This window comes from Pseudomonas sp. Pseusp97, assembly GCF_047304025.1.
Classification (GTDB): Bacteria; Pseudomonadota; Gammaproteobacteria; order Pseudomonadales; family Pseudomonadaceae; genus Pseudomonas.
Map to the genome: position 1 here is coordinate 58,913 of NZ_JBGLYK010000007.1, position 10,648 is coordinate 69,560.

Sequence of the window (10,648 nt, forward strand, 5' to 3'; positions counted from 1 at the left end):
TTCCTGCTCGTTTTCCCAGGTTCTGCGCCCCATGAGCCTGCGCGTCGGAATCATCGCCAACCCAGCATCGGGCCGCGATCTGCGCCGCCTCACCGCCAACGCCGGGCTCTACTCCAGCACGGACAAGGCCGCCGTGGTGCAGCGCCTGCTCGGTGCCTTCGGCGCCTGTGGCATCGATGAGGTGCTGATGCCACCGGACATGACCGGCATCGCCGCCGCCGTGCTCAAGGCCAGCAGCAGTCGCCATGCCCGCGACAGCCGCTGGCCGCGCCTGGAATTTCTGGACCTGCCGCTGCGCCAGAGCGTGGAAGACACCCGGCAGGCCGCGCGCCTGCTCGCCGAGCGAGGCGTGGCACTGGTCGCCGTGCTGGGCGGCGACGGCACGCACAAGGCGGTGGCCGCCGAGGTCGGCGAGATTCCGCTGCTGTGCCTGTCGACCGGCACCAACAACGCGTTCCCGGAGCTGCGCGAAGCCACCGGTGCAGGCCTGGCCGGCGGCCTTTATGCCAGCGGACGCATTCCTCCCCACGTCGCATTGCGGCGCAACAAGCGTCTGCGTGTGCGCCTGGCCACTCGCGGCATCGACGAAATCGCCCTGGTGGAAGTGGCGGTCTCACCGCTGACCTTCACCGGCGCCCGCGCCATCTCCCGCGCAGAGGACCTGGCGGAAATCTACGCCGCTTTCGCCGAACCGCACGCCATCGGTCTCTCGTCGCTCTGCGGGTTGTGGAATCCGGTGTCGCGGCGCTGCCCGCGCGGCAGTTGGTTGCGCCTCTCACCCCAAGCCGACGAGGCGCTGCTGGCACCGCTGGCACCCGGCCTGCTGCAGGCCTGCGGCGTGGTGGCCAGCGGCAGCCTTGAACCCGGCATCCCCCGCCGGCCGCTACTGGCATCCGGGACCCTGGCCCTGGACGGCGAACGGGAAATCGAATTTGCCGCTGCCGACCGCCCCGCCATCACCCTCGAACTCGACGGCCCGCTGAGCATTGACGTCGAGGCCGCCCTGGCCTTCGCCGCCTGCCATCGCCTGCTGGCCGTTCCTGGCAAGCCCGTGAACCACCCTGGAGAACAACAAGATGTCCACGTTATCGACTGAGCAACTGGTTAATGCCTACCGCGTGATGCGCACCATCCGCGCCTTCGAGGAACGCCTGCATGTGGAATTCGCCACTGGCGAGATTCCCGGGTTCGTCCACCTGTATGCCGGTGAAGAAGCCTCCGCCGCCGGGGTCATGGCGCACCTCGATGACGAAGACTGCATCGCCTCCAACCACCGCGGCCACGGCCACTGCATCGCCAAGGGCGTCGATGTGTACGGCATGATGGCGGAGATCTACGGCAAGCGGACCGGCGTCTGCCAGGGCAAGGGCGGCTCGATGCACATCGCCGACCTGTCCAAGGGCATGCTCGGCGCCAACGGCATCGTCGGCGCCGGCGCACCGCTGGCCGCCGGCGCGGCACTGGCAGCCAAGCTCAAGGGCAACCGCGCCGTGGCCGTGGCCTTCTTCGGCGACGGCGGTTCCAACGAGGGCGCCGTCTTCGAGGCGATGAACCTGGCGTCGGTGTGGAACCTGCCGTGCATCTTCGTGGCGGAAAACAACGGCTATGCCGAGGCCACCGCTTCCAACTGGTCGGTGGCCTGCGACCATATCGCCGATCGTGCCGCCGGCTTCGGCATGCCCGGCGTGACGGTGGACGGCTTCGACTTCTTCGCCGTGCACGAGGCCGCCGGCGCCGCGGTCGAACGCGCCCGCGCCGGCGAAGGGCCGTCGCTGATCGAGGTGAAGCTGACCCGCTACTACGGCCACTTCGAAGGCGATGCCCAGACCTACCGCGCCGCCGACGAGGTCAGGCACTACCGCGAAACCCGCGACTGCCTGATGCAGTTCCGCGATCGCACCACCCGCGCCGGCCTGCTGCAGGCCAGCGCCCTGGACGCCATCGATGCCGAGGTCGAGGCCAGCATCGAGGAAGCGGTGCAGCGCGCCAAGGCCGATCCCAAACCATCCCCCGCCGACCTGCTCAGCGACGTCTACGTCGCCTACCCCTGAGCCGCCCGAAGAACAACAAGAGGAGAGCCATCATGGCCAGAAAGATCAGTTACCAGCAGGCCATCAACGAAGCCCTGGCCCAGGAAATGCGGCGCGACGCGACCGTCTTCATCATGGGTGAGGACAATGCCGGCGGCGCCGGCGCACCGGGCGAGGATGACGCCTGGGGCGGCGTGCTCGGCGTCACCAAGGGGCTGTACCACCAGTTCCCCGGCCGCGTGCTGGACACCCCGCTCTCGGAAATCGGCTACGTCGGCGCCGCGGTGGGTGCCGCGACCCGCGGGCTGCGCCCGGTGTGCGAACTGATGTTCGTCGATTTCGCCGGTTGCTGCCTGGACCAGATCCTCAACCAGGCCGCCAAGTTCCGCTACATGTTCGGCGGCAAGGCCGTGACGCCGCTGGTGATCCGCACCATGGTCGGCGCCGGCCTGCGCGCCGCCGCCCAGCATTCGCAGATGCTCACCGCGCTGTGGACGCACATCCCCGGCCTGAAGGTGGTCTGCCCCTCCTCCCCTTACGACGCCAAGGGGCTGCTGATCCAGGCCATCCGCGACAACGACCCGGTGATCTTCTGCGAGCACAAGCTGCTCTATTCGATGCAGGGCGAGGTGCCCGAAGAGCTCTACACCGTTCCTTTCGGCGAAGCCAACTTCCTGCGCGACGGCGACGACGTGACCCTGGTGACCTACGGACGCATGGTGCACCTGGCCATGGATGCCGCCGCCAGCCTGGCACGCCAGGGCGTGTCCTGCGAGGTCCTGGACCTGCGTACCACCAGCCCGCTGGATGCCGACAGCATCCTGGAAAGCGTCGAGAAAACCGGACGCCTGGTGGTGATCGACGAAGCCAACCCGCGCTGCTCGCTGGCCACCGACATTGCCGCGCTGGCCGCCGAACGCGCCTTCGACGCGCTCAAGGGACCGATCCGCCAGGTCACCGCGCCGCATACGCCGGTGCCCTTCTCCGACGCTCTGGAGGACCTCTACATTCCCAGCGCGGCGAAGATCGAGGCCACGGTACTGGAGCTGCTGCAGGGGAGGAACGTGGCATGAGCCGAATCCATACCCTGACCATGCCCAAGTGGGGCCTGTCGATGACCGAGGGCCGGGTGGACGCCTGGCTCAAGCAGGACGGCGAGGTCATCGAGAAAGGCGACGCGGTGCTGGATGTCGAGACCGACAAGATCAGCAGCAGCGTCGAAGCGCCCTTCTCCGGCGTGCTGCGGCGCCAGGTGGCCCGCGAGGACGAAACCCTGCCGGTGGGCGCGCTGCTGGGCGTGGTGGTCGAAGGCGAGGCCAGCGACGCCGAGATCGATGCGGTGGTCGAACGCTTCCAGGCCGAGTTCGTGCCCGGCGGCGACGGCGAAGCCGACAGCGGCCCGGCACCACAGAAGGTCGAGCTGGACGGCCGCACTCTGCGCTATTTCGAACGGGGCGAAGGCGGCGATGCGCTGCTGCTGATCCATGGCTTCGGCGGCGACCTGAACAACTGGTTGTTCAACCACGAAGCCCTGGCGGCCGAGCGTCGCGTCATCGCGCTGGACCTGCCGGGCCATGGCGAATCCGCCAAGCAGCTGCAGCGCGGCGACCTGGACGAGCTGAGCGACGCGGTCCTCGCCCTGCTCGATCACCTGGACATCGAACAGGCACATCTCGCCGGCCATTCCATGGGTGGCGCCGTTGCGCTAAATACCGCGCGCCGGGCGCCCGAACGGGTGCGCTCGCTGAGCCTGCTGGCCAGCGCCGGCCTGGGGGCGGAGATCAACGGCGCCTACCTGCAGGGCTTCGTCGACGCCGCCAATCGCAACGCGCTCAAGCCGCCGCTGGTGCAACTGTTCTCCGACCCTGCGCTGGTCACCCGGCAGATGCTCGAGGACATGCTCAGGTTCAAGCGCCTGGAAGGCGTGGACGCTGCGCTGCGCCTGCTGTCTTCACGGCTGTTCGGCGAGGGGCGACAGCAGGTGGTGCTGCGCGATGTCCTCGCCACCGGCGAGCACCCGGCACTGGTGATCTGGGGCGACGCCGACACCATCATCCCGGCCAGCCACGCCGAGGGCCTGCCGGCGGAGATCCACGTGCTGCCGGGCCAGGGGCACATGTTGCAGATGGAAGCGGCGGAAGCGGTCAACGCCCTGCTGCTGGATTTCCTCCAACGCCATTAAGCACAGCCATTGAGGCAGCTCCCGGCCAACCGGCCGGGGCTGCAGGAGACCATCATGACCCTCACTTCCAACAGCATGCGCGCGGCGGTCTGGCACGGGCGCAACGATATCCGCGTGGAAAGCGTACCGCAGCCGGGCGACCCGGCCCCCGGCTGGGTGCAGATCCGCGTGCACTGGTGCGGTATCTGCGGCTCGGACCTGCACGAGTACGTCGCAGGGCCGGTGTTCATCCCGGTCGAGGCACCCCACCCGCTTACCGGCATCAAGGGGCAATGCATCCTCGGCCACGAGTTCTGCGGCGAGATCGTCAAGCTCGGCGCCGGCGTCGAGGGTTTTACCGCCGGCGAAGTGGTAGCCGCCGACGCCTGCCAGCACTGCGGCACCTGCTACTACTGCCGGCACGGCCTGTACAACCTCTGCGAGAGCCTGGCGTTCACCGGGCTGATGAACAACGGCGCCTTCGCCGAGTGGGTCAACGTGCCGGCCAACCTGCTCTATAAACTGCCGGAAGGCTTCCCCGCCGAGGCCGGCGCGCTGATCGAGCCGCTGGCGGTGGGCATGCACGCGGTCAAGAAAGCCGGCAGCCTGCTGGGCCGCAACGTGGTGGTAGTCGGCGCCGGCACCATCGGCCTGTGCACCATCATGTGTGCCAAGGCGGCGGGTGCGGCCAAGGTCATCGCGCTGGAGATGTCTTCTGCGCGCAAGGCGAAGGCGCGCGAAGTCGGGGCCAGCCATGTGCTGGACCCCAACGAATGCGACGTGCTGGCGGAGATACGCCGGCTGACCGATGGGCTCGGCGCCGACCTCAGCTTCGAGTGCATCGGCAACAAGCACACCGCCAAGCTGGCCATCGACGCCATCCGCAAGGCCGGCACCTGCGTGCTGGTCGGCATCTTCGAGGAGCCCAGCTCGTTCAACTTCTTCGAGCTGGTGGCCACCGAGAAGCAACTGATCGGCGCCCTCGCCTACAACGGCGAGTTCGCCGACGTGATCGCCTTCATCGCCGATGGCCGCCTGGACATTTCACCGCTGGTGACCGGGCGCATCGAGCTGGAGCAGATCGTCGAGAAAGGCTTCGAGGAACTGGTGCACAACAAGGAGCACAACGTGAAGATCATCGTCTCGCCCCGGGCGGCCTGACCTCCAACCTTGGGCCGCGAGCGGGCGGCCCGGCCCCGGCGCCAGGCCGGGGCTTTTTTTACCTTCAGCTGCTGCCAGACGCCGTGCCGGTGAAGGTGCTCCTCCGGCACAACTCGCGTTGCTGCCTGTTCAGAACAATCCGCCGATGTACACCGCCGCACCTCCGCCGGCCTGCACGCCCGCGGTCACGCCGCGCATGAACAGCGCGCCACGCGCCGACTGCAGCAACTGCCGCTGGACGTTGAAGCCGCCCACAATCTGGGACGCCGGCACGGCCGCCATGGCCATGGTCAACGCCAGGAGCTTGGCGTCCAGCCCGAACAGCACCGCCGTCCCGCTGTAGCCCAGGCCAAGACCGCCGGCCAGTTCGATGTAGGCGCAGGCTCCGGTGATGTCGTCGTGGCTCAGGTCGCGATCACGCAGCGCATCGGACACGAAGACCTGACCGGTGCTGGGGAAGGACTCGGCGGCGCCGGTAGCGCCGACGCTCTTGCCGCGTACGTTCAGGTTGACCTTGCCGATCTTCGGCAGGCGCGCGCCGAAGCCCGCGCCCACACCCACGCCGCCGAAGGAGAACTTGTCTTCCTGGCCCTGCGGGTTCTTCAGCACCAACTGGCCGCCACCGCCGGCCAGGAACATGAAGCTGACGCCGCCGCTGCTGCCGGTGACGTATTCCCAGGCGCTGGAGCGCAGGCTGATGGGGATGATCGAGTTTTCCATGGTTCAGATTCCTTTGAACGAAATACACGCGCCCTACCGGCGCTTGAGCAGCGAATGAAGGCCGACACCGGCGAAAGCGGCGCCCAGCAGACCGAGCAGGGCCGTCATGCCCCACAGGGCGCCAAAATCGTCGACGATGGCGCTGGCCTGGGCGCGCTCGGGCAGGTACAGCACACGAACGCCCTGGCCTTGCTGATAGCCGAAGATCAGCCCGTTCTGCGGATAGGAAATCCGCTGGCCGCCGTCCGTGGTGAAGGCCACCTGCGGGTGCGAGCCGCCGGCATTGAGGCTCTCGACCTGGCCATCGGCGACGTGGGCGTTGCGCAGGAACTGCACGCGGTCGACCGCCTCGTAGGCGACTATCGCCAGGCAGACCAGGCCGATCACGCCGAACAGCAGGCCGCGCATGACTTCAGCAGGACGGGAAACGGAAGGTTCAGACATCGCGAGGACTCATCCTTGTTCATTGACTGCCCCCTCCGGGCCGGGCCCGAAGGGGGAAGAACGGCGACCGGCGAAAAGCCAGCCCCCTTGGCTTACGCGTTCGGGCAAGGCACCGGAGCCCAGTCGCCGATATCCGGGTTCTTGCACATGCCGTTGACCTGAGTGGTGCCCTGGGAGGCAACCTGCACGCTCTTCAGCTGCTTGGCCTGGGCGTCGCGCAGGGCACGCTCGGAAGCTACCGCTTCGCTCGGCACCACCGGCAGTTTCTTCTGCTGGGTCTTGGTCTTGGTCTTCGTCTTGGTGGGCGAAGTGGTGGTGCTGCCGGCCTGGGCGACGGTGGCGACGTCGGCGCGCTTGACGCCAACGGTCTGCAGGTCCTTCTCGTAGGCCTGGGTGTAGTTGCTCAGGTCTTCGCCGGCCTTGCCGCTGACCGCGGTGATCAGGTCATTGGATTCCTTGAGGCCGGCGACGATTTCCGCCAGGCGCTTGCGGCCTTCGTCGTCCTTGATGGTCCCGGCCTTGCGCTGCTGCAGCAGGGAGCTGAACTGCTGCTGGTAGCAGGACTGCGAGGCCTGGGCGTAGGCCACGCTGCGGTCGATGTCGGCGGAGCTCTTGTCCGCGTCGGCGGCATAGGAGCCCAGGCGCTGATGGTCGTCGGCGATCTGCTTCTGCTTCTCGCTGTAATAACCGGCGGCACCGCCGACCAGCGCACCACCGGCAGCGCCGATGGCGGCGTTGCGGCCACGGTCGTCCTTGTTGCCGACCAGCGCGCCGGTCAGGGCGCCGCCCACGGCACCGATCACGGCGCCGGTGGCGACCGACTTGGTCATGTTGGAGTCGGTGTCGCGCAGGTGCTGCACCGGCTCGTAGCAGCTGGGGTAGTACTCGACCTTGGTGCTTTTGCCGATCTGCGAGACCGGCGAACTGGAGCAGCCGCTGAGCAATACAGCGACACAGGTGAAGCTGGCGGTGGCCAGCGACAGCGCGCGGCGGCGCGGTTGCAGGGTGACGGGATTAGCGAACGATTGCATTTCTGAGCTCTCTGCTGGGGTTTGACCACCCCGGAGCGGCGGGTCGCCGACCGGGTTCCTTCTGTACATGCCTGGCATCGGTGGTCATGGCTTCGGTACTGCCGATGCAAGCAATTCCTTCAGGACCGTCTCCGGTTCCGCGCGCTGTTGCTGGCGGTACTGGCCGACGTGCCTGACGAACAGGGTGGCGCGGGTGACCAGGCTCTTGCCGATCACCGGCTTGCGATTGAGTTCTTCCTTGATGCGCTGGAACTGCGCCTGGATCACCGCGTCGGTGTAACGCGTGCCGGTGGCCAGGTTGTCGATGTAGATGGCCACCGCGCCATTGAGCGCACTGCTGCCGTTCTCGATGGCCTGGCCGAACAGCTTGGCGCTGGCGACGTCCTTGGCCTGCTCGGCCTGCTGCTGGCTCTTGCGCAGGTTGGTCAGGCGGATGTTGTAGTTGTTGATGGTTTCAGCCACCAGCGCCGAGGACTGGATCAGGTTGCCGGCGGCCTCTTCGCGCTGGCGGGCGATCAGCGCGACATTGCGTTTGAGCTCCTCGTTGATCGTGCCCAGCTCGGCCTGCAGGCGCGTGTCGGCGGTGGCGGCGATGATGCCGTCCAGGCGCTGGGTCGGGTCCTGGGTGTCGTCGATGGCGTCGGTCAGGCCCGCCAGGCGCCCTTCCTTCTTCCACTGCTCGAACAGTTCCTGGTAGCGCGAGCGCGGCGCCGACAACGCACCTATGGCCACGCGGAAGCCGGTGGTCTCGTTGCGTTGCTCGGTGCCGTCCGGGGCGAACAGCGGGTACTCGCGACGCATGCCGGTGAACAGCGTGCCCTCGCCTTCCAGGTAGTTGCCGCCCTTCACCACGAAGCCGCCATAGGTGCCCTGCAGGCGACCGGCATGCACCAGCTGGAACGACTCCTGGACCATCTCGGCGGCATTGCCGATGACGTCGAACAGGCCGATCGGATTCGGCTGCCGCGTGCCGATGGGCAGGAGTCGCGCCGCCTGGCCGGTGCCGCCGGCCACCTGGTTGAACACCGCCCAGTCAGCCAGCGGTCCGTCGTTGTCGCTGCCTTCGACACGGCGCGGGAACAACCGTGCCTCCAGCTCCTGCCGCGATACCGCCTGGGCGCCACGCGCAGCGAATTCCCATTCGACCTCGGTGGGCAGGCGGACAAAGCCGAAACCGCCGTCCTCCTCGCTCTTGCCACGGCCACTGACCGGCAGGCGGTCGCGCTGGTACTTCATCAGCCAGGCGCTGTACACCGCGGAAAAGCGCTCGGCCTCGAATCGCGACAGCTTCACCTTCGGCAGGCGCCCGGCCACTCCTTCGGGCAGGTTCAGCGTCTCGCAGGCCGGTGCGTCCTGCCGCTCGGCCAGCGCCTGGGCCTGGGCCATCACCTGGGCGTACTGGCGCGCAGTCACCTCGTATTTACCGAGGAAATAGAACATCGGCTTGAGCGGCTCGCCCTTGTCTGCCTTGGGCAGCTGGCCGGCGATGGCCTTGCCCCAGTCCGCCGGCAGGTCGCCCAGGCTGAACTGGCCGTTGATGTACTCGCGGCGGTAGCCGGAAATGAACGATTGCTTGTAGCCGGGTTCGCCCTCGCTGAACGGATAGCCGAGGTTGACCTCGCGGTCGTCCAGCGCCCCCTTGGCCAGTACGTAGACGTAACGGAACACCATCTCTCCGCCGCAGGGCAGCGGCAGTGCCACGTCATCGGCCAGCGGCTTGGGATTGTTCAGCTTGTCGCCCTCCTCCGCCAGCGCGCCGGGGGCGCCCATCAGGCACGGGGCGGCAAGGGCAATGGGGGCCAGGCCCCGTAAAGCGCGGCGCCATTCAGACATCTCGGACTCCTTGAGCGGCATCGATTCGGCTGGTCCGCCACCCGCCGAGCAGCGCCGCCAGCAGGCTGGCCGCGAGCACCGCGAGGACGGCGATGAGGTAATGGGCAGGCAACAGCTGCGCGGCATACTCGCCAGGCTGCGTGACGAACAGCTGGTTGAGGCCGCCCTGCGCCAGGCGATACAGCAGCCCCGCCAGCAGGGCTGCGAAGACCGAGCTGTAGAGCGCCTGCAACACCACGAAGCCGAGCAGCGCCGCGGTACCGAAGCCCACCAGCCGCAGCACCGCCAATTCGCGGCGCTTACGCTGTACGGCCGCCAGCGCGCCGGCGCAGACGGCGGCGAAGGCGCCCGCCAGGGCCAGGGCAGCGATCAACCAGAACACCAGCGTCAGGTTGCGCGACAGCGAGCGCACCCGTTCGATGGCGGCGGCCTGGGTGAAGACCTCCACGCCCTGTCTGGCGAAGTGCAGGCGCAGCGGTTCGACGTCGTCCAGGCTGCGGGCATACAGGCGGAAGGCCGGATAGATGCGCTGCGCTTGATCGCCGGCTGCCTCGCCGGGCCAGCCGAAAACCTCCACGGCACGGCCATCGCGGAAATCCTCGGCGGCTTCCAGCAGCGCCGGCGCAGCGAACACCGCATCGCGGCCGAAGGCTTCCAGCGGCAGCACGCCGATCACCTGCACGGCCATCGACCGGGAGCTGTCACGGCCGGCGTTCTGCCGGGTCAGCAGCGCCTGCAGCGTGTCACCGGCGCCCACGCCAAGCTTCTGCGCCGCCGTGTGGCTGAGCAGCACCTCGGTCAATTGCGCGGGCACCGGCAGGCTGCCGAGCAAGGGGTCGCCGGCGGCGGTCGGGATCATCTCGGCGGTCAGCGCCTCGCGCCCGGGCTGCGACAGCTGCACGCTGGCGGCGATCTGCCGGGTGCGCGGCACGGCGAAGGCCACGTCCGGGCGCGCCGCCAGTGCGGCGACGTAAGCCGCGTCGAAGCGCGCACCGCCCAGCGGGATGATCTCGCGCACGCTCGGGTCGTGCTGCAGACGCTCGGTGAGGCTGCCCACCAGGCCGAACTTCAGGCCGAACAGCACCAGCAGCGGTGCCAGCACCGCCACCAGGGCGAGCACCGTGCAGGCGGACAGGCGCCAGTCGCTGCGGTAATCCTGCCAGGCCAGGCTGGCGACCAGGAGCAGGCGCATCAGGCGTGCTCCTCCAGGGTCGCGCGCACGCCGCCATCGGGCTCGCGCCGGCAATCCAGGCGCAGGACGCGCAGGC

Annotated in this window: 10 protein-coding genes; 5 read left to right on the forward strand and 5 right to left on the reverse strand. The window is 68.2% G+C overall.

Translation table 11 applies throughout. The features are described from left to right. The first annotated feature begins 31 nt into the window (after positions 1-31). From ACCC94_RS03020 to ACCC94_RS03040, 5 genes are all read left to right on the forward strand, one after another. Positions 32-1,096 (forward strand): ATP-NAD kinase family protein, encoded by a 1,065-nt coding sequence (locus tag ACCC94_RS03020; RefSeq protein ID WP_413347972.1) that lies wholly within the window; start codon positions 32-34, stop codon positions 1,094-1,096. Next, a complete protein-coding gene (locus tag ACCC94_RS03025) occupies positions 1,077-2,051 on the forward strand; it encodes a thiamine pyrophosphate-dependent dehydrogenase E1 component subunit alpha (protein WP_413347973.1) in 975 nt (324 codons plus the stop codon). The genes ACCC94_RS03020 and ACCC94_RS03025 overlap by 20 nt, the downstream gene beginning before the upstream one ends. Positions 2,052-2,083: 32 nt before the next feature. Continuing rightward, the gene (locus ACCC94_RS03030; protein ID WP_413347974.1) at positions 2,084-3,103 is read left to right on the forward strand and encodes an alpha-ketoacid dehydrogenase subunit beta; all 1,020 of its coding nucleotides are present in this window, start codon (positions 2,084-2,086) and stop codon (positions 3,101-3,103) included. After that, entirely contained in the window at positions 3,100-4,212 is a 1,113-nt protein-coding gene (locus ACCC94_RS03035; protein ID WP_413347975.1) for an acetoin dehydrogenase dihydrolipoyllysine-residue acetyltransferase subunit, read from the forward strand. Before ACCC94_RS03030 ends, ACCC94_RS03035 begins: the two co-directional genes overlap by 4 nt. Positions 4,213-4,287: 75 nt before the next feature. Continuing rightward, positions 4,288-5,352, forward strand: coding sequence for a 2,3-butanediol dehydrogenase (locus ACCC94_RS03040; protein ID WP_413347984.1), 1,065 nt, complete (start codon positions 4,288-4,290; stop codon positions 5,350-5,352). A gap of 129 nt (positions 5,353-5,481) precedes the next feature. On the opposite strand, the gene ACCC94_RS03045 is transcribed toward ACCC94_RS03040, so the two are convergent. The 5 genes from ACCC94_RS03045 to ACCC94_RS03065 form a co-directional block, all read right to left on the reverse strand. After that, complete coding sequence (locus ACCC94_RS03045; RefSeq protein ID WP_413347976.1) at positions 5,482-6,072, reverse strand: hypothetical protein; 591 nt, start codon at positions 6,070-6,072, stop codon at positions 5,482-5,484. Positions 6,073-6,105: 33 nt separating this feature from the next. Next, a complete protein-coding gene (locus ACCC94_RS03050) occupies positions 6,106-6,516 on the reverse strand; it encodes a DUF3592 domain-containing protein (RefSeq protein WP_413347977.1) in 411 nt (136 codons plus the stop codon). A gap of 92 nt (positions 6,517-6,608) precedes the next feature. Beyond that, positions 6,609-7,547 (reverse strand): type VI secretion system-associated lipoprotein TagQ, encoded by a 939-nt coding sequence (tagQ, locus tag ACCC94_RS03055; RefSeq protein WP_413347978.1) that lies wholly within the window; start codon positions 7,545-7,547, stop codon positions 6,609-6,611. Positions 7,548-7,631: 84 nt separating this feature from the next. After that, entirely contained in the window at positions 7,632-9,380 is a 1,749-nt protein-coding gene (locus ACCC94_RS03060) for a formylglycine-generating enzyme family protein (RefSeq protein WP_413347979.1), read from the reverse strand. Continuing rightward, complete coding sequence (locus ACCC94_RS03065; RefSeq protein ID WP_413347980.1) at positions 9,373-10,572, reverse strand: FtsX-like permease family protein; 1,200 nt, start codon at positions 10,570-10,572, stop codon at positions 9,373-9,375. The genes ACCC94_RS03060 and ACCC94_RS03065 overlap by 8 nt, the downstream gene beginning before the upstream one ends. Positions 10,573-10,648: the final 76 nt, after the last annotated feature.